Source organism: Nakamurella flavida, from assembly GCF_030811475.1.
Classification (GTDB): Bacteria; Actinomycetota; Actinomycetes; order Mycobacteriales; family Nakamurellaceae; genus Nakamurella; species Nakamurella flavida.
Genome location: NZ_JAUSQV010000001.1, coordinates 2,615,001 through 2,640,369, shown reverse-complemented (window position 1 = coordinate 2,640,369; position 25,369 = coordinate 2,615,001). Strand labels below are relative to the sequence as shown.

Below are 25,369 nucleotides of genomic sequence, written 5' to 3'. Positions count from 1 at the left end.
GCGTGGGTCGCCGGGCTGGTGGCCGTGCTGCTGGGCACGTTGCTGCAGGTCACCGCGGCCCCGGCTGCCGGTGCGGCGGAGGACACCCCGACGAATCTGGCGCCGGTCGCCATCGCCGACGCCCAGTACACCGCGCCGTGGAACTCCCTGGCTGCGATCAACGACGGCCGCACCCCGGTCGCCCCGGGCGCCGGTCTCGGCGAGATGTGGGGCTCCTACAGCGGTGATCGCCCCGCCGAGCTGTGGGTGAGCTACCGGTGGACCGAGCCGGTGACCGTGACCCGGTCGGCCATGTCGTTCTGGAGCGACGCCCCCGGGCCCGGCACCGGCGACAACGTCTGGGCGCCGGAATCCTGGCGGCTGCAGTACCTGCCCGTCGGCTCCGAGGTGTGGACCGACATCCCCGGCGTGGACGTCACCGGGGTCGCCCTGGGCGAGCCCAACGTGAGCACCTTCCCGGCCGTCACCACCACCGCGGTCCGCGCCCTCCTGCGGGCGACGGGGAACGCCGACGGCAGTAGCTTCGCCGCACTCTCCATCACCGAGTGGGAGATCTGGGGCACCACGGACGACATCCCGCCGCCGAGTCCGACGGATCCGCTGGCCGCCGACGAGGTCCATCTCCCGGTCGCCGTGGACGAGCTGCCCACCCTGCCCGCCACCGTGTGGATGACCTACCCCGACGGCTTGCGTCGCGAGCTCGCGGTGACCTGGCCGACGGTCACCGCGGAGCAGTTGGGCACGGCGGGGACCTCCTTCGTGGTGGCGGGTACCGCAGCCGGGGTGCGGACGGCCGTCTCCGCGACGGTGTACGTGCGAGCCGCCGGGACCGATCCCGCGCCGCGTGCGGTGCGCCCCGTCGCCGCACTGACCGTGGTGGGGACGGCCCCGCAACTGCCGTCCACCGTGTCGGTGGAGTACGCCGACGACTCGGTGGACAGCCGCATCCCGGTCCGCTGGGCCTCGGTCCCCGAGGCGGACTACGCCTCCGCGGGGGTCTTCGAGGTGGCGGGCGACGTCGACGGTGGCCTGCGGGTCGTCGCCCTCGTGGTGGTCGACGAGCCGGTGACCGACCAGCCGCCGCTGGTCCGGCTCACCACCGACATCGAGGCGCCGTCGTCCGGGTGGAACACCGGCCCGGTCCAGGTGAGCGTGACCGCCTCCTCGGCCACCGATCCGGCCCCGCGCGTGGAGATCGCCGTCGACGACGGTGATTGGCAGCCGGCCGCCGGGCCCGTCCTCCTGTCCACGGACGGCACCCACACCGTGCAGACCCGGGCCACCGACGCGCAGGGCCGGGTATCGGACGTCCGCAGCCTGACCGTCCGCATCGACACCACCGCGCCGGTCACCACGGCGCAGGCAGCGCTGCGGGATACCGACGTCGCCCTCACCCTGACCGCGGTGGACGACGGGTCGGGGGTGGCCACCACCCAGTACCAGGTCGGTGACGGCTTCATCGCGACGTACACCGGTCCGGTCCCGATCACCCGAGCGGCCCAGGCGCAGACCGTCCGGTACTTCTCCACCGACACGGCCGGCAATGTCGAGTCGGCGGGCACGGTCCAGGTCCCGGCGCTGGCCGTCGCCGGTCCGCCCACGGCCACCGCCGCCCTCAGCCCGGCCGCTCCCGACGGGGAGAACGGGTGGTACGTCAGCACTCCCGCGGTCACCGTGACCGCGGCGGCCTCCGACGGCACCGCGGCCACCGCCGAGGTTGGGAGCGGATCCGGCGGATGGACGCCCGTGACCGGCCCGATCGCCCTGCGCGGCCAGGGTCTGGCCTCGCTGACCTACCGCGCCGTCGACGCGGCCGGGCAGCAGAGCCCGGTCGGTCGGATCGAGGCGCGGGTGGACACCGCGCGCCCGATCGTCACCGGCGGGGTCAGTGGCACCGGTGCAGGTCGCCTGCTCACCCTGCTGGCCGCGGACGCGGCGTCCGGGGTGGACACCCGTCAGGTCCGACTCGACGGCGGCGACTGGGTCGACTACGTCGGTCCGGTCAGCCTGACCGCCGCGGCCCACACCGCGGCGCTGCGGGCCCGGGACGTGGCCGGCCACGAGACGGTGGTGACGGTGTCGGTCCCCCGGAATCTCACGGCCCGGCAGCTGACCACCACCACGGCCGTCCAGTGCCGGGCGGGCCGACCGGAACTCGCGGTCGACGTGGTCAACACCGGCCGGACGACCTCGCGGGTGACCGTGACCGGTCCGCTGGGGAACAGGTCGGTGCCCGCGCTGGCCGCGCACGCCGCCACCCGGCAGACCTTCCCGGTCACCGGTGGGGCGCTGGCGGCCGGCGAGGTGACGGTGGTCGCGTTCGGCACGCAGAGCGGCGCCACCTGGACCCAGCGCTGGCGCATCCCGTACGACGCCCTCACCTGCGGGTGACCCGGCGCGGCCCCGCCCGGTCGGGGCGGGGCCGCCCGGATGACGGGGCGGGCGGCGCGTCCGGCGGCGCTCGTCCCCGCCGCCGATCGTGGCCCCGGGCTCGTGCTCTGATGGAACGGACGGTCTCTCCGACCCACGTCCCCGTCGCCGGACGGGCCTGCCGTGCCCCTGACCCGACCCGCCGTCCGCGGCCTGCCAAGCGAAGGAGGACCCGATGCCCCCAATGGGCGGCCGACCGGCCGGCCGGGCCCGACTCTCCGCCTCCGCCGCGCTCCCGGACGGCAGCCGGGTGGCCCGTCGGCCCAACCTGTACGACGTGGCCCGCGAGGCCGGCGTCTCCCACCAGACGGTGTCCCGGGTCGTCAACGGCCACCCCGGGGTCCTCCCGGCGACGCGGGCCCGGGTGCGGGCAGCCATCGCGGTGGTCGGGTACCGACCGAACTCCGCCGCCCGTGCCCTGGTCACCCGCCGGTCGGGCGCGATCGGCATCATCAGCGCCCGGTCGCCGGTCTTCGGGCGGATGTCCACGGTGCTGGCCGTGCAGGAGGCCGCCCGCGAGGCGGGTCTGTCCGCCGGTATCCACAGCCTGTCCCCGGCCGATCTCGCCCGCGGGCCCGTCGACGCCGAGCAGCTCACCGACGGGGTCGACGGAGTGGTCGTCATCGCCTCCTGGGATCCGCTGGCCGCCGTCGGCGCGGAGCTGGCCGCGTTCGTGCCCACGGTGATCGTCGGCCGGCCCGCCGGCTCCGCCCCGCCCGGGGTGTGCACGGTGTCCATCGACCAGGAGGCCGGCGCCCGTGCGGCGGTCGCCCACCTGGCCGGGTTGGGGCACCGCCGGATCCTCCACATCGGCGGCCCGTCCACCTTTTCCGACGCCCGGACCCGGGAGGCCGGCTACCGGTCCGAGATGGCCGGGCGTGGTCTGCCGACCCTGGCCGTCCCCCGGGGGGACTGGACGGCGGAATCGGGCTACGCGATCGGTCGACGGCTGCCCCCGGACGACATCCCGGACGCGGTGTTCGTGGCCAACGACCTGATGGCCCTGGGTTTTCTGCGCGCCCTGCGCGAACGGGACATCGACGTCCCCGGTGACATCTCGGTGGTGGGCTTCGACGATGTCGCCGGGTCCGCGTTCTTCGATCCACCGTTGACCACCGTGCGACCGGACTACACCGGGCTCGGGCGGCGGGCGGTGGCCGCCCTGGAGGCCCGGTTGGCCGGCGGTGCCGGCGCCGTCGCGGTCGGGGTCGGGGAGGCCGCGGAGGTGCCGGACGCCGGGCTGCGGCCCGAGCTGGTGGTCCGGGCCAGTACCGCCGCCGCGACGGGCAGGGCGGCGGTGGTCGGGTTCTGAGCCGGTGGCGGCCGGGTCGGGCGCCACTCGTGCCGGTTCCGCCCGGCGAGATGCCAGCGCGCCGTTGATGTGTCACTGATCGCCGCGCGGTCGCCCGGGGGTCGGACCGACCCGCTACGGGTCGGCCACCACCGTGGGGCAGCGCCTCCAGAAAACACCGAAAAGGATTGCGGGCGACCGCCCGATGGCTGAGAGTCACAGGTCAGGGATCCCGGCCGACGACGGAGGGAGGGTTCGTGCCGCCGGCACACCGTGCCGGTGACTGCCGTCCCCGCACCCCGGCCCCGCCCGGCGTGCCCGATGCCGCCGGACCTCCCCAGCGGCCGGAGCGAACTCCCGCACCCCGCACCTCCCACCCCCGAGCGGCGACACCGCATCGGGGGCCGATGTCAGCCACCACCGGCCCGCGCCGGTGGACCCCCGCCCCCGAAGGTGAGTGACCGCCCGTGTCCGTCACGATCGCATCCGTCCGGATCCCACCCGTCAGGCCACCCGGCCGCCGAGCCGGACGATGGACGGCGGTGCTGGCGGCCGCGGCGTTGGCCGCCGGAGCCGCGGTGCCCACGGCCCTCCCGGTGTCGGCCGCCGAGCCGCCCGCGGCGATCACCTTCTCCTCGCCCGGCAACCCGATCCTCGGCGACGGGACGTACTACACGGCGGACGCGGCCCCCCTGGTGGTCGGCGACACGCTCTACATCTACGCCGGGCACGACGAGGCCGCGCCCCAGCAGGCCGGTTTCGAGATGCACGACTACGGCGTCTTCAGCACGCAGGACGTCGCCGGCGGGACCTGGACGCTGCAGAAGGACGCCCTGGTCCCCGGGGAGGTCTTCTCGTGGGCGACCGGGAACAACGCGTACGCCGGTCAGGCCGTCGCCGGCCCGGACGGGCGCTACTACTGGTACGTCCCCGTCCAGTCGAAGGACACCTCGGCGCCGAATCCGATGTCGATCGGCGTGGCCGTCTCCGACACCCCGGTCGGTCCGTGGTCCGACGCCATCGGGTCACCGCTGCTCACCTGGACCGACGTCTTCGGCACCAGCACGAACGGCCAGGAGGTCATCGACCCGGCGATCTTCACCGACGACGACGGCACCGTGTACCTGCACTGGGGTTCGTGGGGCGTGGCCCGCGCGGTGGAGCTCGACGCCTCCATGACGAGGACCGTGGGCCCGATCAGCACCATGGCCGGCCTCGACGGTTTCTACGAGGCCCCGTGGGTGTTCCAGCGCAACGGCATCTACTACATGGTCTACGACTGGAAGGTCGGGGGCAGCAGCTGCACGCCGTCGAACTACCAGGCCTGCATCGCCTACGCGACCGCGGACAACCCGTTGGGGCCGTGGACCTCTCGCGGCATCATCCTCGGCGGGACCTCGGCCACCACCGTGCATCCGTCGATCATCGAGTTCCAGGACAAGTGGTACATCACCTATCACACCAAGGACGCCGTGGGCGGCGGCCACTTCCGGCGCTCGGTGGCCATCGACGAGGTGACCTGGGACGGCGACACCATCCGGCCGGTCACCCGGACCCTGGCGCAGGACCCCCGGTTCGCCCTGACCGACAACGTGGCGCCGGCCGCCCGGCCCGCCGCGTCGTTCACCGAGCAGCCGCCGATGCGCCTGGGTGCCCTGAACGACGGACGCGCACTGACCGCACTCCTGCCCCCGGACCAGTGGGGCAACTTCCGCGGTACCGACAACCTGCGCGAGTCCGACTGGGTGTCCTACCAGTGGGACGCCCCGGTGCGCGTCGACGGGGCCGGTATCCAGTTCCACGAGGACCCGAACGGGATCCGCCCCCCGGCCTCCTGGGAGATCGAGTACCTGGACGCCGACGGCGACTGGACCCCGGTGAGCGGTGCGCAGTACCCCACCGCGACGGGCCGCTGGAACGAGCTGTCCTTCGACCCGGTGACCACCACGTCGCTCCGGGCCACCTTCGCCGGGCGGCCCGAGGGCGCGAAGTACCACTCCGTCTCGGTCTCCGAGTGGGAGGTGTACGCCGTGACACCGGCCGCACCCGAACCCGTCTCGGTCGCCACGAAGCCGGGCACGGCCCCGGCGCTGCCCGAGGCGGTCCGCCTGAGCGACCCGTCCGGCGGCTCGGTGTGGGCCCCGGTGAACTGGCGGCCGGTCGACGCGGCGAGCTACGCGCAGGCGGGGACGTTCTCCGTCGAGGGACGCGTCCTGGGATACGCGGCCGCGATGCTGACCGCCCAGGTCGTCGTCGACCCCGACGCGAGCACCCCGGTGCCCGCCGACGACACCGCACCCGTCGCCACCCTCTCCCTGTCCGGCACGTCCGGCAAGGACGGATGGTTCTCCTCGTCGGTGACCGCACGCGTGAGCGCCGAGGACGAGATCGACTACCGCACCGCGATCTCCACCCGGATCGGGTCGGACGGCACCTGGTCGATCACCCCGCAGGCCCGGTTCGTGGACGTTCCGGTCACCGGCCAGGGCACTTCCGAGGTCTCCGGGCGGGCCACCGATGCGGCGGGCAACACCTCCGCCGTCGTCTCCCGCACGGTGAAGATCGACACCGTGGCCCCGCAGGCCACGGCGGCGGCCGACGCCACGACGCGGGCCGTCTCGATCACGGGGTCCGACGCGCTGTCCGGGCTGGACGCCGTCCAGTACCGCTTCGACGCCGCGGGGGAGTGGCAGTCCACCACCAGCGGCGCGGTGGTGCCCGCACCGGACGGGCTGCCGCACACGCTGATCTACCGGGTGACGGACCTCGCCGGGAACACCACCTCCGGCACGGTCGTCGTCCCGCCGGCCGCCGGCGCCGCACTGACCGGCAACATCGCCGGGTACGCGACCGCGTCCGCTTCCTTCACCTCCGGGTGGGAGCAGGTCAACGGTCTCAAGGACGGCACGGCCGGGGTCCTGGAGCAGGCCCCGGACGAGCTGGGCGCCCGCTGGGGCACCTGGCCGCAGGTCGGCGCCCAGTGGGCCCGCCTGGACTGGCCGTTCGACGCCACCGTGGACGAGATCGGCGTCTGGTGGTTCCAGGACTCCCCGGACAGCGCCGGCGGCGGCATGATCGCTCCGCGCACCTGGGTGCTGCAGTACCTGGACGCCGACGGCACGACCTGGCGGGATGTCACGCCGATCGGTGGCACTTCGTACGACCGCACGAGGGACACCTTCGTCCCGGTCCAGTTTGCCCCGGTCACCACCCGGTCGCTGCGGATCCAGGCGCAGGCCTGGGGGGCCGCCGAGGGCCAGGGATCGATCGGGATCCACGAGTGGCAGGTCATCGCCGCCGAGGAGACCGGGCAACCGGACACGACGGCGCCGGTGGCATCGGTCGCGGTCACCCCGGCGGCCCCGACGGGGAACGACGGGTGGTGGACCGCCCCGGTGCAGGTGACCGCGACGGCGACCGACGACCTCGACCCGGCTCCTGCGGTGGAGATCGACAGCGGGTCGGGGTGGGTGGCCTCCACCGGGCCGGTGACCGTGGGTGAGGGCACCAGCACGGTGCAGGCCCGGGCGACGGATGCGGCGGGGAATGTCTCCGAGATGGCAGCCGTCACCGTCAAGGTGGACGCCACCGTCCCGACGGTGACCTCCACCGTGGTGGGGCGCACGGTCACGGTGCTGGGGACCGATGCGGGGTCCGGTGTGACCTCGACGGAGTACCGGTGGGGCCAGGGCAGCTGGATGCCCTCCACGGGCCCGGTGACGGCGCCGGGTTCGGGTGCGGCGACGCTGTCGTTCCGGGCCACGGATGCGGCGGGCAACGTCTCGGCAGTGGGTACCGCCGAGGTCCCGGTCTCTGCAGGAACGGCGTCAGTGGAGTTGCGGTCCAACGGTGTGCTGTCCGCGGCGGGCTGGTACGACCAGCCGGTGCTGGTGACGGTGGCGCCGCCGGCCGGCATGGCCGCGCAGTACCGGATCAACGACGGGCCGTGGGTCCGCTACCGGTCGCCGTTCACCGTCAGCACCAACGGTGACAACGCCGTCCGGACCCGGCTGTGGCGGGACAACGCTGCGGTGGACGGATCCGAGTCGGTGACGCAGGTCCGGGTGGACAACCGCGCCCCGGTTGCCACCGCCACCCGGAATCCGGCCTCGGGTGCGGGTACGCCGCGCAACCCGATCACCCTGTCGGTGAGCGCGACCGACGTGACGGCCGGGGTGGATCGGACGGAGTACCGGGTCGACGGTGGCGAGTGGGCCGCGGTGAGCGCTCCGGTGGTCTTCGACCAGGTGGGGACGTTCCTGGTGTCCTCCCGGGCGGTGGACCGGGCCGGGAACGTCTCGGCGGTGCGCTCCAGCACGGTGGTGATCCGGGCTGATGTGCCGACGTCGGTGAAGGCGACGGCGACGCGGGTGGCTGCGGGTGGGTTCACCACGTTGGTGATCGCCGGTTTCGATCGGTGGGACAGCCTGACGGTGGCCTCCGGGGAGCTCGCGTTGGGTCCGGTGTCCAGTGATGTGAACGGGGCTGCGCGCAAGACGGTGCAGATCCCGGCGGGGACGGCCAAGGGTGCGTTCCCGGTGACGGTGACCGGGACCGACGGCACCACGGCCACGGTCACCCTGACCATCACCGGCTGATCCGACAAACCCGTCCGACGGCGCGTCCCGGTCCCCCCGTGGCGCGCTGTCGGAAGGTCGGGACGGCGGCGGCCGATGTCGGCGACACCTGGTGCGCGGCAACGGGTGTCCCGGTCAGCCGGCGGTGGACTCCCGGATGACCAGGGAGCAGCCGATCTTCTCGATGCCCGGGTGGGTGCCGCCCTCCATCGCCGAGAACAGCAGCTCGGCCGCCCGGCGACCCAGTTGTTCCAGCTGCATGTCCATGCTGGTGAGCTGGGGCCGGGCCTGGGTGGCCAGCACGGCCCAGTTGTCGAAGCCGACCACGGCCACGTCCTCGGGGACGGCCCGACCTTTCTCGCGCAGTACCTCCAGCACGCCGCGGGCGATCTGGTCGCTGCCGGCGAACACGCCGTCGATGTCGGGGTGGGCGGCGAGCAGGGACGCGATGGCCGACCGACCCCACGATTCGCTCCACGAGCCGAAGTGCACCTTCTTGCCCACGGGGGTCAGCCGGGCCGCGCGCAGCGCCGCCGTGGCCCCCTCGGCGCGGTCCCGGGCGGCGGCGTAGGTGCGGTCGCCGGAGATGTGCACGATGCGGGAACGACCCAGGGCCAGCAGATGGTCCACGGCGGTCCGCCCGGCCTCCACGTTGTCGGAGATCACCGAGGTGTCCTGGTCGTCCAGGGACGGGGAGTAGGCGTACACCACCGGGACCGACAACCGGCCCGGTAGTGGAGGTCTCGCATCGGTCCGCGATCCGACCACGATCAGTCCGTCGACCCGACGGCCGAGCAGCGCCTTGACGTGGTACTGCTCGCGGAACGAGTCGCCGCGGGCGTCGCAGAGGAACACCGACACCGAGCCGCGACCGAAGGCGTCCTCCGCGCCCATCAGGATGGGCAGCGAGAAGCGGCCCTCCATGTCGCTGGTCAGCAGGCCCACCGTGCCGGTCCGGCCGGCCAACAGGCCCCGGGCCAGGGCGTTGGGCGAGAACGACAACTGCTCGGCGGCCACCATGACCCGCTCGCGGGTGGAGGCGCGGACCTGGTTGCGCCCGTTCAGGGCCTTGGACGCGGTGGCGATGGAGACGCCGGCCAGCCGGGCGACATCGGTCAGGGTGGTCGGCCGCTTACCCGTCGCCGGTGCCATGGCCGCCCCCACCGTCAGTCTCCCGGGCGCGCGGTGCACACCCCTCGAGGGCACCACAGTGACACGCCGGGGCACCCCTTCGCATCTTTCCCGGAGTGAGCGTTCACCCTTGACCTGGGAGAGTGACCGTCGCTACTGTTCGAAAAGCTTTTCGGGCAGCAGACCGGTGACGCCGCCTCGATCAGGGGCGGCGAACCCGCACCCGACGGCAGTGCCGCCGGGACCGGGGACAGGTCGGTCCGCTGCCCACCGAAAGTCCTGTGGTGGGCCCAGCGGGTGCATCGGCACTCCGCTCAATGACGAGCAAGGAGCACGGAATGAAGGTCTGGAAGCGCCGGCGTATCGCCGGGGCCGTCGCCGCAGTCATCGCGACGTCGATGACGCTGGCGGCGTGCGGCGGCTCGACGGGCGGAGCCGCGGGATCGACCTCGGCGCCGGCCACGGCCGGGTCGTCGGGGGCATCCGGGAGCGCGTCCGGCGGAGCCGGTGCGGCCGCCGATCAGGGGGTGGACGACGGCACCACGCTGACCCTGTGGACCCGGGCGCCCCTGGAGAAGCAGGCCAAGGCCCTGGTGGAGGCCTACAACGGTTCGCACCAGAACCAGGTGGAGCTGACCGTCGTCCCCAACGACGACTACGTGGCCAAGGTGGGTGCGGCGGCCGGTTCGGGGCAGCTGCCCGATCTGTTCGGGGCCGACATCGTCTACGTGCCCAACTGGGCGTCACAGGGGCTCTACGCCGATCTGACCGACAGGATCGCCGGTCTGCCCTACGCGGACACCCTGAACAAGGGGCACATCGACGCGGGCACCGTGGACGGCCAGAAGTTCGTGCTGCCCTTCGTTCTCGACCTGTCGGTCATGATGTACAACAAGACGCTGTACTCCGAGGCCGGGCTGGATCCGGAGAAGGGCCCGGCCACGCTGGCCGAGTTCGCCGATCAGGCCACCAAGATCGCCGCCCTGAAGAAGCCCGGCGTGTCCGGCACCTACTTCGGCGGCAACTGCGGTGGTTGCCTGGTCTTCACCTGGTTCCCCATGGTGTGGGCCTCCGGTGAGGAGGTCATGAACGCCGACGGCACCGAGTCGCTGCTCGGCGGATCCGCTGCGCAGCAGGTCTACTCGACCTACAAGACGTTGAACGACGACGGCGTCATCGGTGACGGCGCCCGCGACGAGACCGGTGCCACCTGGGTCGCCGGGTTCCAGTCCGGCAACGTCGGGGTCATGCCGTACCCGGCCACCCTGCTGGCCACCGCCTCCGAGTCGGTCGACGTCGGCGTCTCCGCCCTGCCGGGTGTCGACGGCGGTGGATCCACCTTCGTCGGTGGCGACGGTCTCGGCATCTCCAAGGACAGCAAGTCCGGCGAACAGGCCTGGAACTTCCTGGCCTGGCTGACCTCCGACGCCGCGCAGGTCGACGTGCTGGCCAAGGGCGGCGACGTGGTGTCCCGTTCGGACCTCGCGAACAACGAGTACGCGGCCAAGGATCCCCGGCTGGTGCTGATCAACGAGATCGCCGGCAAGGGCAAGACTCCGGTGGCGCTGAACTTCCAGTCGGCCTTCAACGCCTCGGACAGCCCGTGGCTGACCCTGGTCCGCAACGCGGTCTACGGCGGCGACTCCTCCGTCGAGGCCGACAACACCGCCATCACCTCGGTCCTGGCCCAGCAGTAGCCCCACCCGCCTCCGGGTCGGGGGGCGTCAGCCGTCCCCCGACCCGGGCTCGACCGGAGGTACCCCCCATGACGACCGTCACGGCCCCCCCACCCGTCACCCACGCCCCGGCCACCCTGCCCGGGCCGGGTCCCCGCCCCCGGCGTGGCCGCGCCGCGGCCGGTCTGCAGGGTTGGCTGTACGCCCTGCCCACCGCCCTGTTCGTCGGGTTCCTGTTCATCGCGCCGGTGTTGCTGGTCCTGCGGATGTCCGCCTCGGACTGGAAGTTGTTCACCGGTGACAACGGGTGGAACCTTCCGGTCAACTTCGAGAACGTCACTTCCAACCGGTTCTTCGTCAGCTCGATCCTGTTCACCCTGCAGTACACGGCCATCGCCACCGTGCTGCTGATGGTTCTCGGGCTGGGCCTGGCCCTGCTCGTGCAGGAATCGACCCGGTGGAAGAGCTTCCTGCGGACCGCGATCCTGGTCCCCAGCGCGCTGGGCCTGGCTTCCGCGTCCCTGTTGTTCTACGCGCTGTACTCCCCGCAGAGCAGCCCGTTCAACCCGATCCTGCGCTGGCTGGGCGTGACCGATTCCAGCGTCTCGTTCCTCGGGACCCCCAGTGCCGCACTGTGGTCCACCGTGGCCCTGATCGTCTGGCGGTTCGCCGGCTTCTACATGCTGCTCCTGCTGGTCGGTCTGCAGCGGATCCCGGGCGATGTCTACGAGGCCGCCCGGATCGACGGCGCGACGTGGTGGCAGACCTTCCGCGGCATCACGCTGCCGCTGCTCAAGCCCTCCATCTCGCTGGCGTTGATCCTCTGCGTGACGGGGTCGCTGCTGGCCTTCGACCAGTTCTACATCCTGACCAAGGGCGGGCCGGACAACAGCACCATCACCGTCGTCCAGCTGATCTACAACCAGGCGTTCTCCGGTCAGAACAACCTGGGCCGCGCCGCCGCACTGTCGGTCATCGTGCTCGGGGCCCTCATCCTCATCAACGCCCTGCAGTTCAAGGGCCTCAAGTCGGAGGACCAGTGATGGCCACCCCCACTCGCGCGGTCGAGCGCGAGGCCCGGCCCAGACTGACCGCGGGTCTGATCCTCGGTCGGACCCCGTACTACGTGAGCACCGGCGCCCTGGCGGTCATCTTCCTGTTCCCGCTGCTGTGGAGCGCCGTCGCCTCGGTGTCCCCGCAGGCCGGCAGTGCGCAGACGGAGGGCTTCGGATTCGGCAACTACCGCACGCTGGCCGGATACCAGGCCGGCATCGGGCAGTACCTGCTGAACTCGGCATTCACCTCGCTGCTGACCGTCGCGCTCACCCTGATCTGCTCGTTCTTCGGGGGATACGCGTTCGCGCGCTTCGACTTCCCCGGCAAGAACATCCTGTTCCTGTCGGTGCTGGCCATCCTGATGGTCCCGTACGCGACGCTGCTCATCCCGCTGTACGTGATGCTCAACGCTGTCGGGCTGCAGGACTCCCTGGTGGGCCTGTCCCTGGTGCTCACCCTGTTCCAGCTGCCGTTCTCGATCTTCATGATGCGTATCTCGTTCGAGAGCGTCCCCAAGGAGATCGAGGAGGCGGCCCGGGTCGACGGCGCCGGCACCTTCGCCGCCCTGGTCCGCGTCCTGCTGCCGGCGGTCAAGCCCGCGCTGATCACCGTGGGGCTGTTCGCCTTCCTGGCCGCCTGGAACGACTTCATCGCGCCGCTCATCCTGATCAGCTCGTCGGACAAGCTGCCGCTGCCGCTGGCCATCGCCAACCTGCGCCAGCAGGTCATGGGCGTCATCGACTACGGCGCCACCGAGGCCGGGGTCGTCGTCCTCGCGCTGCCCTGCATCGTGCTGTTCCTGCTGCTGCAGCGGCACTACGTGAACGGGTTCATGTCGGGGGCGTTGAAGGGATGAGCACGCACACCGCCGATCCGGCGCCGGCCCGCGTGGGCCCTCCCGTGCACGACTCCCGCACCCCGCCGCCCCGAATCGAGACCCCCATGCAGACAGCCTCCACGGTGCGCCTCGGCGCCGTCCCCGTCGCGCCCGGTCACGGTGCGCTGCAGCCCCTGAGCCTCGACGAGGTCCGCATCACCGGCGGCTTCTGGTCGACCCGGCAGACGGTCAACCGGGACCACACCATCCCGCATGCGATGTCCTGGATCGAGCGGGCCGGTTGGGCCGGCAACTTCGACGCGGCCGTGGCCGGCACCCTGCCCGCCGAGCGGCAGGGCCGGGAGTTCTCCGACTCGGAGATCTACAAGCTGCTCGAGGCGCTGGCCTGGGACCTGGCGGTCACCCCGGACCCGGACCGGGCCGACCGCTACGACGCCCTGGTCCGGCGGGTGGCCGCCGCCCAGGAGGACGACGGCTACCTCAACACCGAGTTCGGCCGCCCCGGGCAGGCCCCCCGGTACAGCGATCTGGAGTGGGGGCACGAGCTGTACTGCTACGGCCATCTGTTCCAGGCGGCGGTCGCCCGGATCCGGACCGGTCACCACGACCAGCTCGTCGAGGTGGCCCTGGCCGCCGCCGAGCACGTGTGCGCCACCTTCGGCCCGGACGGTCTGCAGGCCTTCTGCGGCCATCCCGAGATCGAGATGGCCCTGGTGGAACTGGGTCGGGCCACCGGTCGGCGGCATTTCGTCGACCAGGCCGCGCTGTTCCTGGATCGCCGCGGCCACCACGTGCTCGAGGACATCGAGTGGGGCCGCGAGTACTTCCAGGACGACGTCCCCTTCCGGGACGCCGGGTCGCTGCGCGGGCACGCGGTGCGGGCCCTCTACCTGGCCGGCGGTGCGGTCGACCTGGCCGACGAGAACGGCGATCCGGCGCTGCGGGAGGCGGCGTTGCGGCAGCTCCGGCACGCGGTGGCGCACCGCACCTACCTCACCGGCGGCATGGGTTCCCAGCACCAGGACGAGGGTTTCGGTACCGACGACGCGCTGCCGGCCGACCGCGCCTACTCCGAGACCTGCGCCGGCATCGCCTCGGTGATGCTCAACTGGCGGCTGCTGCTGGCCACCGGGTCCGCCGAGCACGCCGACCTGATGGAACGCACCCTGTACAACGTGGTGGCCACCGGGCCCGCGCTCGACGGGGAGGCGTTCTTCTACGCCAACACCCTGCACCGCCGGTCGACCGGTGAGGTCCCGCCGTCCGACACCCTGGTCGCCCGGGCCGAGAGTTCCGTCCGGGCACCGTGGTTCGCGGTGTCCTGCTGTCCGACCAACATCGCCCGCACGATGGCCAGCCTGGCCGGCTACCTGGCCACCCGTGACGCCGACGGGATCCAGCTGCACCAGTACGCGGGCTGCGAGATCCGGACCACCCTGACCGACGGCCGCGCGGTGGCCCTGGACGTGAGCACCGACTACCCCCGCCAGGGCGCGGTCGGCGTGGTGGTGGTCGGCGAGAGCGTGGGTCCGTGGTCGATCACCTTCCGGGTGCCGTCCTGGGCGGCCGGGGCGACGCTCACCCACGGGGGCCGCACCCGCACCGTGGATCCCGGGACGGTCACCGTCACCGACGACTTCGGGCCGGGGGACCGGATCGAGCTGGTCCTGCCGGTGCTACCCCGGCTGACCTGGCCGCACCCCCGCTTCGACGCAGTCCGGGGTTGCGTGGCGGTGGAGCGCGGACCGATGGTGCTCTGCCTGGAGTCCACCGACGTGCCCGGCGCGGATCTGGCGGAGGTGACGCTGGACCCGACCGTGCCGCTGGTCGACCGGGTGCCCGTACCCGCCCAGGATCCACGGCCGTGGGTGGCGGCGGAGGGATCGCTCTCGCCGTCGGAGAGCGCCGGCTGGGGCTACCGGGACCGACCCTGGGCCTCCGACGCGGCGACCCCTGTCGAGCTGCCGCTGGTGCCCTACTGCCAGTGGGGCAATCGCGGCCCGTCCACGATGCGGGTGTGGATCCCGGTCGCCGAGGGCCGATCCGCGGTCGCCGACTCGTGACGCCCGCCCCGCTGACCCGTCGGGCCGTTCGCCGCGTCGGCGGCGGGGTGATCGGCGTGGGACCCGGGACCCGGCTGCCGGGGCTGCCCGCCGACGCGGCCGACGGGGTCGGTCCGGTGTCGGCGGTGATCCGGTCGTAGGACGGCGTGGGCGTCGACCGGGGGGCCGGGGCGGATGCGGCGCGGCGTGTGATCCAACCGATGCCCCTCGCCCCGGCCAACCTGCACGGATGCCTCCTACTGTCGGGGACATGCGTGCTCTGGTGACCGGCTCGACCGGCTATGTGGGTTCCCGGTTGATCCCGGCCCTGACCGAGGCCGGGATCGACGTCCTGGCCACCGCCCGGACACCCGGGAAGTTCGCCCGTTTCGACTGGGCCGACGACGTCGAGCCGGTCGAGTTGGACGTGTTGGACCCCGATTCGGTCCGTGCCGCGTTCGACGGTCGGGAACACATCGACGTCGCCTACTACCTGGTGCACGCCATCGGCGAGGGCGACTTCGCCGAGGAGGACCTCGAGGCCGCCCGCACCTTCGGCGAGGAGGCCCACGCCGCCGGCGTCGGCCGGATCGTCTACCTGGGCGGGTTCGTCCCGCAGGGGCAGGAGCTCTCCGAGCACCTGGACAGCCGCCGGCAGGTGGGCGAGGCCCTGACCGAGTCCGGGGTGGACGTGGTCTGGCTGCGGGCAGCCGTCATCGTCGGCGCCGGGTCCACGTCCTACGAGTTGATCCGCCACCTGGCCGACCGCCTGCCGGTGGTGCCCATCCCGAGCTGGATGCGGCACCCGGTCGAGCCGATCGCCGTGGACGACGTCCTGCACTACCTCGTCGCCGGGGCCGACCCGTCCGTGCCGCCCGGTGCGTACGACATCGCCGGACCGGAGACCCTGCCCTACCGCGACCTGCTGCGCGCCTACATCCGGTCGGCCGGTCTGCGCCGGGTGCTCGTGCCGGTCCCACTGGTGTCCACCGGCCTGGCCGGATCGGTCATCGGCAGGATCATCCCGCTGCCCGCGCCCTTGGTGGAGGACCTGATCGGCAGCCTGCAGAACACCATGGTCGGCGACACCTCCCCCATCCGTTCCGTGGTGCCCGACCCGGCCGGCGGGTTGACCACGATGGCGGACGCGCTGTCCCGCGCCCTGGTGCGCACCGATGTGAACCGGGGCGAGATCGCCGGCGTGGCAGGGACTCCCGACCCGTTGCGCCTCGCCCCGACCGATCCCGCGTGGGCCGGGGTCGACCCCCGGGACAGCCATCACCGCCGCTCCGTCGCCGCGTCCGTCGACTCGGTGTGGACGGTGCTGCAGGGCATGGGCGAGAAGGAGGGCTACTTCTCCTGGCCGCTGGCCTGGTCGGTGCGGGGCTGGTTGGACCGCCGGGCCGGTGGGCCCGGTCGGGCCGTGCACCGCGCCGATGCGGAGAAGCTCACCGTCGGCGACACCCTCGGTTTCCTGACCGTCGAGACGGTCGACGCCGACCGCGACGGCGGTGGGCCCTACCTGCGGCTCACCACCGACCGGTGGACGCCGGGGGAGGGGACCCTGGAGTTCTGGATCAACCCCGATCCCGACCCGGACGACGCCGGCGGCCCGTCGAGCCTCCTGCACATCCGGGCCCGCTTCCTGCCCCGCGGCGTGGCCGGCCGGGTGTACTGGGCCGTGCTCAAGCCCTTCCACCTGGTGATCTTCCCGGCGATGGCCCGGCGGATCGCTGCTCTCGCCGAGCACTGAGCGCGCAGGTCGGCGCGGCGGCCTGCCGGACCGGGCGGTCGGTCAGAGGTCGACGGTGCCCCGGATGCAGGTGACGCAGGCACCGCCCGCCCAGATCCGCCCGTCGATGGTGCGCAGCTGCACATCCCCGTCCCGGCCGACCCGGCGCCCCTGCCCGGCGCGGTAGTCCGGCGGCAGGACGCCGGTCCGGGTCAGCCACTGGGCGACGCTCGCCTGGAGACTGCCGGTGACCGGGTCCTCGACGACCCCGACCCCGCCGCAGAAGGCCCTGACCTCCAGCTGGCGCTCGCTCCCCTCGGGGTACGTGCCGACGACGCCGAGCACCAGGTCGCCCAGCACGCCGTGGTCGGGTTCGAGGTCGAGAACGGCCTGCGCGGTGGGCATCCGGACCGCGGCCCAGCCGGGACCGTTGTCCACCCACTGGTGGCCCACGATCTCCGCACGGGGGATCCGCAGCCCGGCCGCGATGGTGTCGAGCAGGTCGTCGTCCAGCGGGCCCTCGCGGACCAGGTCCGGCGCGCGGAAGCTCCAGGTGTCCCCCTCCCGCCGGATCGGCACGAGGCCGGCCCCGCACTCCTGCACCACCTCGTCCGGGACGGACGGCCGCCCGCCGGCTCCCCACCACGCGTGGGCCGAGCCCAGGGTCGGGTGGCCGGCGAAGGGCAGCTCCCCGCCGGGGGTGAAGATCCGCAGCCGGTAGTCGGCCCGCGGGTCGCTCGGCGGCAGCACGAAGGTCGTCTCCGACAGGTTCGTCCAGGCCGCGAAGGCCCGCATGGCGCGGCTGTCCAGGTCGGTGCCGTCCAGCACCACGGCGACCGGGTTGCCGGCGTACGGGACGCGGGTGAACACGTCGACCTGGGCGAACGGGCGAGTGCGGGTCACGGGACTCCAGGTGTGGGGGTGTGCGGGACCCGCCCATTCTGCTGGTCCCCCCAGACCCGGATCGAGCAACCGATCGATCGCGGGGGTCTGCGAGGGGCGAGAGGCTCGGTGGGCGGCCGTGCATGGCCGGGCGCGGTTCGGGGAACTGTTCCGCGGTGCACCGCCGGTGCACGAACGTCGACCCCGCGCACGCGCCCCCGGGAGGATGTCCATGAGACCGCCATCGTCCGGCCCGGCCACCGCCAGCAGCCGGCCACGGGTCCGCGCCGCGGCGACCGATGCGCCTGCAGTCCCGCCCCGGCGGAACGGTGCCGGGCGGGGCCGGTCACCACTGGCCGAGTTGCTGGTGAGCCTGCTGCCGTTCAGTGCCGTCCTCGGGGCCTACGCCGTGGCCCAGTGGGTCAACAGCGGTCTGAACGCCGACCCGGTGGCCGGTCGACCGAACGGTCTGGGCTTCCCGCTCCGGGTCACCGAGCCGATCGCCGCGGACCGGTGGCTGTTCGGTCGCGTCCCGACGCCCTGGCTGCAGGAGCGGCTGTACCCGGACGGCGCCGCCCACTGGTGGGACGCCCTGGTCGCCCCGGTCTACAGCAGCCACTTCGTGGTCATCCCGGTCGTCGGCGCGGTGCTCTGGTTCCGGCACCGCGACCGGTTCCGCCCCTGGGTGTGGAGTGTGTTCCTGCTGGTGGCGACGGGTGTGGTGCTGTACATCGTGTACCCGATGGCCCCGCCGTGGATGGCGGCCCGCGACGGGTATCTCGAGCCGGTGCAGCGGCTGTCCGGCCTGGGCTGGCGGGTGCTCGGCCTGGACTTCCTGGACACGGTGCAGAGCCGGGGTCAGCAGCAGGGCAACACCGTGGCCGCCATGCCGTCCCTGCACGCGGGGGCGGCGACGCTGGTCGCTGCCTTCTTCTGGGCAGGTCGCGGGCCGCTCGCCCGCTTGCTGCTCCTGGCCTACCCGCTGGCGATGGCGTTCGCCCTGGTGCTGACCGGTGAGCACTACGTCGTCGACGCACTCGTCGGAATCCTGCTCGCCGTGCTCGCGGTGCTGACGGTGACCTGGTCCGGGCGGCGGGTCGCCCGTCGTTCCGGAACGACCCGGACCTGATCGGATCGCGCACCGACGACGAACGCCCCGCCGGCAGGGCCGGCGGGGCGGATCGACGGGGCCCGGAGGACGAGCCCTGCGGGGTGGTGACGGCGGGGGTGTGACGGCTGGTCAGTGCCGCGCGGGGACGCGGCGATGTCCACGCCCGGCGCGATGGCGGCCGTGCCCGGTGGTCGAAGGGCGTCCGTTCCGGCGCACGGTCACCGTGACGGTGGTGCCCACGGCGTCCCCGTCCGACGCGACCGACTCGCGGGTGCTTCCGGTGCCGGCGTCGCTTCCGGCGTCGGCGGCACGTGCGGCGCCGGTGGAATCCTCGTCCGCGGCTGCCTTGGTCGGCCCCGCCGGTTCCTGCGCCAGCACGTTGCTCGTGCGCAGCGGCACCTCGCGGATGAACAGCACGGCGATCAGGGCGAGCAGGGTGAGCGGGGCGGCGACCAGGAAGATGTCGCCGGCGCCGATGCCGTACGACTCCTGCACCACCCGGGCGACCGGGGCGGGCAGGGTGGCCAGGTTCGGGATCTGCGATCCGCCACCGGTCGCGCCCGCGGGGAGGCCGAGAGCAGTCAATCCACTGGCGATGTGCCCGCTGACCTGGTGGCCGAGCACCGCGCCCAGCGCGGACACGCCGATGGCACCGCCCAGGCTGCGGAAGAAGGCCACGGTGGAACTGGCCGCGCCGAGCTGGGTGACCGGAACGGCGTTCTGCACCGAGAGCACGAGGTTCTGCATGGTCGCGCCCAGCCCGATGCCGATGACGGCCATCGAGACGGCGAGGAACCAGTACGGGGTGTCCTTGTCGATGGTGCCCATGGCGGCGAAGCCGACGACGATGAGCGCGGAACCACCGACCAGGAACCGCTTCCACTTGCCGGTGCGGGTGATGATGCGGCCGGACACCAGCGAGGACAGCGACAGGCCGAGGATCAGCGGCACCGTGCTCAGTCCGGCCTGGGTCGGGCTGTCGCCCCGGCTGATCTGGAAGTACTGGCTCAGGAAGACGGTGGCGCCGAACATGGCGATGCCGACGAAGAGGCTGGCCACCACGGCCAGGCTGATGCTGCGGTGGCGGAACAGGCTCAGCGGGATGATCGGCTCGGCGGCCCGGTTCTCGATCATCACGGCGAGCACGCCCAGCAGGAGGGCGCCGCCGACCATGAGCGCGGTCTGCCAGGACGCCCAGTCGAAGCTGGTGCCGGCCAACGAGATCCAGATCAGCAGCAGGGACACGGCCCCGGTCACCACGGTGGCGCCCAGCCAGTCGATGCGGACGTCGTCGCGGCGGTAGGTCGGCAGGTGGAGCGTCTTCTGCAGCACGATGATCGCCACGACGGCGAACGGCACGCCGACGCCGAAGCACCAACGCCACCCCAGCCAGCTGGTGTCCACGATGACGCCGCCGATCAGCGGCCCGGCCACGGTGGCGACAGCGAGCACGGCCCCGAGATAACCGGAGTACCGGCCGCGCTCGCGCGGCGGGATCATCGCGGCCATGCAGACCTGGGTCAGCGCGGTGAGACCACCGGCACCCAGACCCTGGATGACCCGGGCCACGATGAGCACGCCGATGGACTGGGACAGTCCGGCCACCAGCGAGCCGAGCACGAACACCACGAGCGACAACTGCACCAGCAGCTTCTTGCTCATCAGGTCGGCGAGCTTGCCCCAGATCGGGGTGCTGGCCGTGGTGGCCAGCAGGGTCGAGGCGACCACCCAGGTGTAGCCCGACTGGCTGCCCTTGAGTTCGGTGATGATCCGGGGCAGGGCGTTGGAGACGACGGTGGACGACAGGATCGCGACGAACAGGCCCAGCAGCAGGCCGGACAGCGCCTCCATGATCTGCCGGTGCGACATCACCGGTTCGGTCCCGGGGGGTTCTGTGCCGGTGCCGGTGCGGGGGGCGGTGGTGGTGCTCATGGGCGGGACTCCGTGCTGATCGGACGGGCGGAAGGGAGGGGGGTGGGGCCGACGGTCCCGGGGGGAGCGCCTCCCGGGTCGGGTCCCGGGTCGGTGCGTCTCAGGTCGGACTGCAGTCGGCCGAGGAGGGACACCAGCGTCTGCAGGTCGTCCTCCGACCAGGACGTCAGGCGCGTGGCCAGCTGCTCGGCCGCCCGGTCGCGGGCCCGGACGATCTCCCGATGGCCGGACTCGGTCACCCGGAGCAGGTGGACGCGGCGGTCGGTCGGATCGGGAACCCTGACCACGGCGCCCATCTCGATGAGCTGGGTGACCTGCCGACTGGCCACGGACAGGTCGACCTGCAGCTGGTCGGCCAGGGTGCCGAGCCGGCAGCAGGACGGGTCGGGCATCGTTCCCGCACCGGGCGCGGTGGCCGGGGCGGACGGTGCGGCGGGGGCGGGCGCACCGTCCAGGGTCGCGAGGGCGGTCAGCACGGAGGTGCCCACGGTCGTCCCCGACCGACGGATACCCCGTTTGAGCTGGGCCAGCACCGGGAGCCGGTGCAGCAACTCGGCGCAGCTCTGCGTGCTGACGGTCATCACGTCCTCCTTAGCTCGGCTAAGTATATGGACAGTTACATGCTCTGTACAACGATCTGTGCATCACAGCGTCGACCGGGTCGGGCGGTGCTGCTTCCGGGGGCGTCCCCGGACACGACGGACCTGCGCGCCCCGCCCCGGGGTGGGTCCGTGCGGATGGTCAGCGGATGGTCGAACGGATGGTCGAACGGACGGTCAGACGTGGATGAGGATCTCGCCGTGCGGGATGCTGATCTAGCCGTCGGGGTGCGCAGCCCAGGCCGACCAGGCCGACGCCACCGCGCGCAGTTCGGCCGTGGTCGTCCCGGCGTCGAGGAGTTGCCGGGCGATCGCCGAGTCGGTGATGCGCTCCGCCCACCCCGAGCCCCAGGCGTGGCGGGCGGCGGGATCGGCGTAGCACCAGGTGGACGCGGACGCGGTGACCCGGTGAGCGCCGGCGGCGTGGGCCCAGGACAGCAGGCGGCGACCGGCGTCGGGTTCACCGCCGTTGGCCCGGGCCGCGGCCCCGTAGAGCTCCCGCCACCGGTCCAGCCCCGGGTTTGGCGGGTACCAGGTGAACCCCCCGTAGTCGGCGTCCCGGACGGCCACCACCCCACCGGGTCGGCACACCCGGATCATCTCCCGGAGGGCGGCGACCGGATCGGTCACGTGCTGCAGCACCTGGTGGGCGTGGACGACGTCGAAGGACGCCGACGCCAGGTCCAGGTCGAGGACGTCCCCGACGATCACGTCGACCGTCCGGCACCCGCGGCGGTCGGCCTCCGCGCGGGTCAGCGCGGCGGCGTCCGTGGAGGTCTCCAGGGCCGTCACCCGCGCGGGAGCGACCAGGTCGGCCAGATCCACGGTGATGGTGCCCGCCCCGCTGCCGACGTCCAGCAGCGTGCGACCCGAATCGAGCAGGGGGATCAGATGTGCCGCCGAGTTCACCGCCGTCCTCGTCCGGTGCGAGCGGAGCACGCTCTCCGCGTACCCATGGGTGTACCGGGGGGAGGCGTCCATGGCCGGAGCCTAGCGAGTTTTCCCGGCTGATGAGACCGGCATCTCATTCCTTGAGAGATGTGGATCGGCCACGGCACGGGCCATCAAGGTCTGCACGCGGAACGCCCCGGACCACCACGGGATCGTGGTCGGTCCGGGGCGTTCGTCGTCACCGGTGGTGGCAGGGGTCAGCGCGGGGAGTCGGGCGCCCAGGACGTCGGGACGACCCGCACGGCGCCGGTCGAGGCGGACGTGGCCATGTGCGCGTAGGCGCGCAGCGCCTGGGAGACGAACCGTTCGCGGTTCCGCGGCTGCCACGGGTTCTCCGAGGCCTCCATCTTGGCCCGCCGCTCGGCGAGCACGTCGTCGGAGACGGCCAGGTGCAGCGAGCGCGAGTGGATGTCGATGACGATCTCGTCGCCGTCCTCGATGAGGCCGATCGCCCCACCACGGGCCGCCTCGGGCGACATGTGGCCGACCGACACACCGCTCGAGCCGCCGGAGAAGCGACCGTCGGTGATCAGGGCGCACACCTTGCCCAGGCCCATGCCCTTGATGAAGGACGTCGGGTACAGCATCTCCTGCATGCCGGGGCCACCGGTCGGGCCCTCGTACCGGATGACGACGACGTGCCCCGGCTGCACCTTCTTGCCGAGGATGCCCTCGACGGCGGCCTCCTGGGACTCGAAGACGATGGCGGTACCGGCGAAGTGGAAGAGCGACTCGTCGAAGCCGGCCGTCTTGACCACCGCACCGTCCTCGGCGATGTTCCCCACCAGCACGGCGAGCCCGCCGTCGACGGTGTAGGCGTGTTCCCGGTCCCGGATGCAGCCGTCCGCGGCGTCGGTGTCCAGGGAGTTCCAGCGGTTGTCGGTGGAGAAGGCCTCGACGGTGCGCACACCACCCGGCGCGGCATGGAAGAGCTCGAGAGCCCGCTCGCTGGCCTTGCCGCCGCGCACATCCCACTCGTCCAGCCAGCTCTGCAGATCCGGGGAGTGCACGGAGTGCACGGTGTCGTCCAGCAGGCCGGCCCGGTTGAGCTCGCCGAGCAGGGCGGGGATGCCGCCGGCGCGGTGCACGTCCTCCATGTGGAAGTCCGGGTGGTTGGGCGCCACCTTGGACAGGCACGGCACCTTCTTGGAGATGGCGTCGATGTCCTCGAGGGTGAAGTCGAGCTCGCCCTCGATGGCCGCGGCCAGGATGTGCAGCACCGTGTTGGTGGATCCACCCATGGCCACGTCGAGCGCCATCGCATTGGCGAAGGCGGCGCGGTTGGCGATGTTGCGGGGGAGCACGGACTCGTCGTCCTGCTCGTAGTAGCGCTTGGCCATCTCGACGACGGTGGTCCCCGCGCGTAGGAACAGGTCCCGGCGAGCCACGTGGGTGGCCAGGGTGGAGCCGTTGCCGGGGAGCGACAGGCCCAGCGCCTCGGTCAGGCAGTTCATCGAGTTGGCGGTGAACATGCCGGAGCAGGAGCCACACGTCGGGCAGGCCGAGCGCTCGACCGCGGCCAGGGCCTCGTCCGAGACGGCCTCGGCGGCGGAGGCGTTGATCGCGGTGATCAGGTTGGTCGGGGTGTAGGCGACGCCGTCGGCGATCACCGCCTTGCCGGCCTCCATCGGGCCGCCGGACACGAAGACCACGGGGATGTTGAGCCGCAGCGCGGCCATCAGCATGCCGGGGGTGATCTTGTCGCAGTTGGAGATGCAGACCAGGGCGTCCGCGCAGTGCGCGTTGACCATGTACTCGACCGAGTCGGCGATCAGGTCGCGGGAGGGCAGCGAGTAGAGCATCCCGCCGTGGCCCATCGCGATGCCGTCGTCCACGGCGATGGTGTTGAACTCCTTGGAGACCGCACCGGCCTCCTTGATGGCGCCGGCCACCAGGTCACCCATGTCCTTGAGGTGCACGTGACCGGGCACGAACTGCGTGTAGGAGTTCGCGATCGCCACGATCGGTTTGCCGAAGTCGTTCTCGCCCATACCGGTGGCGCGCCACAGCGCGCGGGCGCCGGCCATGTTGCGGCCGTGGGTGGAGGTGCGGGAACGCAGGGCGGGCATGGAAGCTCCTGAACAGTCAGAACGTCGGTGCGCGGGGCGGCACGCCGGCTCGACGCGCCCTCGCCCGATGGAGATTACTCCGGTGTGCGCAGGTCAGGGCCGCCCTCCGGCGCCCGCGCGGGAGCGGGCGCCGGACGGCGGCGGTCAGACCTGCGGATCGACGCCGAATGCCGCAGCCAGGTCGTCCAGGATCAGGTGGGCGCCCTGCACGCTGACCGAGGAGTACCAGCGGTCGTCCGCGACGGCGGTCTTCTCGCCGGTCAGCCGGTTCCACAGGTCGTTGCCGGTGAAGTCGGCCATCGAGGTGTCCGACGCGTTCTCGTCGAGTGCGGGGTCGGTGTAGAAGATGCGGTCGCCCTCGGCGAGCTCGATCTGCTCGGGCGAGATCTCGACCATGAACTCGTCGACGTCCTGCACGGCCGGGCGGGCGAGACCCGCATCGGCCAGCACGATGCCGGGGAAGGACGCGTTGCCGTACAGCCGGGCGGGCTTGCCCGGGCCGACGAAGCGCACCAGGGAGATGGTCGGGTCGGCGGACCCGGCGGCGATGGCCGCACCGACGGCCCGGGCGCGCGCCTCGTACGCGGGCAGCTGTTCCTCGGCCGACCTGCTCCGGCCCAGGGCCTGCGCCACGAGGCGGATGTTGTCCTTCCACGTCGGCCCGGTCGTCGCGGTGAACACCGTCGGGGCGATCCGGGACAGGGCCGGGTAGAGCGCGTCGTGGCGCACGGTGCTGGACACGATGAGGTCCGGCTGCAGGGCGGCGATCCGTTCGATCGACGGCTCGGCCAGGGTGCCCACGGCGACCCCGCCCGCCGTGCGGTCCCCCTGGAAGTAGCCGGGCAGTTCCGGGACGTCCAGCGTGTACCCGACCACGTCGACGTCGAGTCCGGCCACGGCCCCGACCAGGCTGCCGTCCAACGCCACCACGCGCAGCGGTCGGCTCGGGATGGTGGTGGTGCCCTTGTCGTGGACGACCTCCACGGGGAAGGAGACGGACGCGTCGGGTCCGGTGGTGGCAGCAGCGGATGGTTGGGCCGAAGCGGGGGTCG

General features: G+C 72.5%; 16 protein-coding genes. 9 read left to right on the top strand and 7 right to left on the bottom strand.

Annotated elements, in window-relative coordinates:
- Positions 1 to 18: 18 nt before the first annotated feature.
- The 3 genes from J2S58_RS11765 to J2S58_RS11755 all read left to right on the top strand — a co-directional run bounded on the left by J2S58_RS11765 (position 19) and on the right by J2S58_RS11755 (position 8,319).
- Positions 19 to 2,391, top strand: coding sequence for an Ig-like domain-containing protein (locus J2S58_RS11765; RefSeq protein WP_205256930.1), 2,373 nt, complete (start codon positions 19 to 21; stop codon positions 2,389 to 2,391).
- 214 nt (positions 2,392 to 2,605) lie between these two features.
- A complete protein-coding gene (locus tag J2S58_RS11760) occupies positions 2,606 to 3,742 on the top strand; it encodes a LacI family DNA-binding transcriptional regulator (RefSeq protein ID WP_205256931.1) in 1,137 nt (378 codons plus the stop codon).
- A gap of 521 nt (positions 3,743 to 4,263) precedes the next feature.
- Positions 4,264 to 8,319, top strand: coding sequence for an OmpL47-type beta-barrel domain-containing protein (locus tag J2S58_RS11755; RefSeq protein WP_205256932.1), 4,056 nt, complete (start codon positions 4,264 to 4,266; stop codon positions 8,317 to 8,319).
- A 114-nt stretch (positions 8,320 to 8,433) separates the two neighbouring features.
- Here the strand turns inward: J2S58_RS11755 and J2S58_RS11750 are convergent, their stop codons facing one another.
- Positions 8,434 to 9,450, bottom strand: a complete 1,017-nt coding sequence (locus J2S58_RS11750; RefSeq protein WP_205256933.1) for a LacI family DNA-binding transcriptional regulator — start codon at positions 9,448 to 9,450, stop codon at positions 8,434 to 8,436.
- A gap of 317 nt (positions 9,451 to 9,767) precedes the next feature.
- Here J2S58_RS11750 and J2S58_RS11745 point away from each other — a divergent pair, with 317 nt between their 5' ends.
- From J2S58_RS11745 to J2S58_RS11725, 5 genes are all read left to right on the top strand, one after another.
- Positions 9,768 to 11,126: an ABC transporter substrate-binding protein gene (locus J2S58_RS11745; RefSeq protein WP_205256934.1), complete on the top strand. Its 1,359-nt coding sequence runs from the start codon at positions 9,768 to 9,770 to the stop codon at positions 11,124 to 11,126.
- Between the two features lie 68 nt (positions 11,127 to 11,194).
- The gene (locus J2S58_RS11740) at positions 11,195 to 12,148 is read left to right on the top strand and encodes a carbohydrate ABC transporter permease (protein WP_205256935.1); all 954 of its coding nucleotides are present in this window, start codon (positions 11,195 to 11,197) and stop codon (positions 12,146 to 12,148) included.
- Complete coding sequence (locus J2S58_RS11735) at positions 12,148 to 13,017, top strand: carbohydrate ABC transporter permease (protein ID WP_205256936.1); 870 nt, start codon at positions 12,148 to 12,150, stop codon at positions 13,015 to 13,017. The genes J2S58_RS11740 and J2S58_RS11735 overlap by 1 nt, the downstream gene beginning before the upstream one ends.
- 86 nt (positions 13,018 to 13,103) lie before the next feature.
- Positions 13,104 to 15,062: a glycoside hydrolase family 127 protein gene (locus J2S58_RS11730; RefSeq protein ID WP_205256937.1), complete on the top strand. Its 1,959-nt coding sequence runs from the start codon at positions 13,104 to 13,106 to the stop codon at positions 15,060 to 15,062.
- A gap of 250 nt (positions 15,063 to 15,312) precedes the next feature.
- Entirely contained in the window at positions 15,313 to 16,794 is a 1,482-nt protein-coding gene (locus J2S58_RS11725) for an SDR family oxidoreductase (RefSeq protein ID WP_205256938.1), read from the top strand.
- Positions 16,795 to 16,836: 42 nt separating this feature from the next.
- Here the strand turns inward: J2S58_RS11725 and J2S58_RS11720 are convergent, their stop codons facing one another.
- Positions 16,837 to 17,676 carry a PhzF family phenazine biosynthesis protein gene (locus J2S58_RS11720; protein WP_306828319.1) on the bottom strand — a complete coding sequence of 280 codons (840 nt, stop codon included), beginning with the start codon at positions 17,674 to 17,676 and terminating at the stop codon, positions 16,837 to 16,839.
- 211 nt (positions 17,677 to 17,887) lie between these two features.
- Here J2S58_RS11720 and J2S58_RS11715 point away from each other — a divergent pair, with 211 nt between their 5' ends.
- Entirely contained in the window at positions 17,888 to 18,784 is an 897-nt protein-coding gene (locus J2S58_RS11715) for a phosphatase PAP2 family protein (protein WP_205256940.1), read from the top strand.
- A 111-nt stretch (positions 18,785 to 18,895) separates the two neighbouring features.
- Here the strand turns inward: J2S58_RS11715 and J2S58_RS11710 are convergent, their stop codons facing one another.
- From J2S58_RS11710 to J2S58_RS11690, 5 genes are all read right to left on the bottom strand, one after another.
- Positions 18,896 to 20,698, bottom strand: a complete 1,803-nt coding sequence (locus tag J2S58_RS11710) for an MDR family MFS transporter (RefSeq protein WP_205256941.1) — start codon at positions 20,696 to 20,698, stop codon at positions 18,896 to 18,898.
- Positions 20,695 to 21,279 (bottom strand): MarR family winged helix-turn-helix transcriptional regulator, encoded by a 585-nt coding sequence (locus J2S58_RS11705; RefSeq protein WP_205256942.1) that lies wholly within the window; start codon positions 21,277 to 21,279, stop codon positions 20,695 to 20,697. The genes J2S58_RS11710 and J2S58_RS11705 overlap by 4 nt, the downstream gene beginning before the upstream one ends.
- Before the next feature lie 234 nt (positions 21,280 to 21,513).
- Entirely contained in the window at positions 21,514 to 22,278 is a 765-nt protein-coding gene (locus tag J2S58_RS11700) for a class I SAM-dependent methyltransferase (protein ID WP_205256943.1), read from the bottom strand.
- Between the two features lie 167 nt (positions 22,279 to 22,445).
- On the bottom strand, positions 22,446 to 24,317 hold the full coding sequence (gene ilvD, locus J2S58_RS11695) for a dihydroxy-acid dehydratase (RefSeq protein WP_205256944.1): 1,872 nt from the start codon (positions 24,315 to 24,317) through the stop codon (positions 22,446 to 22,448).
- A 144-nt stretch (positions 24,318 to 24,461) separates the two neighbouring features.
- On the bottom strand, positions 24,462 to 25,301 hold the full coding sequence (locus tag J2S58_RS11690; RefSeq protein WP_205256945.1) for an ABC transporter substrate-binding protein: 840 nt from the start codon (positions 25,299 to 25,301) through the stop codon (positions 24,462 to 24,464).
- Positions 25,302 to 25,369 lie beyond the last annotated feature (68 nt).

Excerpts from the sequence above, each read along its gene's own strand:
- J2S58_RS11760 (WP_205256931.1), top strand. The coding sequence starts at position 2,606 with ATGCCCCCAATGGGCGGCCGACCGGCCGGCCGGGCCCGACTCTCCGCC.
- J2S58_RS11750 (WP_205256933.1), bottom strand. The coding sequence starts at position 9,450 with ATGGCACCGGCGACGGGTAAGCGGCCGACCACCCTGACCGATGTCGCC.
- J2S58_RS11745 (WP_205256934.1), top strand. The coding sequence starts at position 9,768 with ATGAAGGTCTGGAAGCGCCGGCGTATCGCCGGGGCCGTCGCCGCAGTC.
- J2S58_RS11740 (WP_205256935.1), top strand. The coding sequence starts at position 11,195 with ATGACGACCGTCACGGCCCCCCCACCCGTCACCCACGCCCCGGCCACC.
- J2S58_RS11735 (WP_205256936.1), top strand. The coding sequence starts at position 12,148 with ATGGCCACCCCCACTCGCGCGGTCGAGCGCGAGGCCCGGCCCAGACTG.
- J2S58_RS11730 (WP_205256937.1), top strand. The coding sequence starts at position 13,104 with ATGCAGACAGCCTCCACGGTGCGCCTCGGCGCCGTCCCCGTCGCGCCC.
- J2S58_RS11725 (WP_205256938.1), top strand. The coding sequence starts at position 15,313 with ATGCGTGCTCTGGTGACCGGCTCGACCGGCTATGTGGGTTCCCGGTTG.
- J2S58_RS11715 (WP_205256940.1), top strand. The coding sequence starts at position 17,888 with ATGAGACCGCCATCGTCCGGCCCGGCCACCGCCAGCAGCCGGCCACGG.
- J2S58_RS11710 (WP_205256941.1), bottom strand. The coding sequence starts at position 20,698 with ATGAGCACCACCACCGCCCCCCGCACCGGCACCGGCACAGAACCCCCC.
- J2S58_RS11705 (WP_205256942.1), bottom strand. The coding sequence starts at position 21,279 with ATGACCGTCAGCACGCAGAGCTGCGCCGAGTTGCTGCACCGGCTCCCG.
- J2S58_RS11700 (WP_205256943.1), bottom strand. The coding sequence starts at position 22,278 with ATGGACGCCTCCCCCCGGTACACCCATGGGTACGCGGAGAGCGTGCTC.
- ilvD (WP_205256944.1), bottom strand. The coding sequence starts at position 24,317 with ATGCCCGCCCTGCGTTCCCGCACCTCCACCCACGGCCGCAACATGGCC.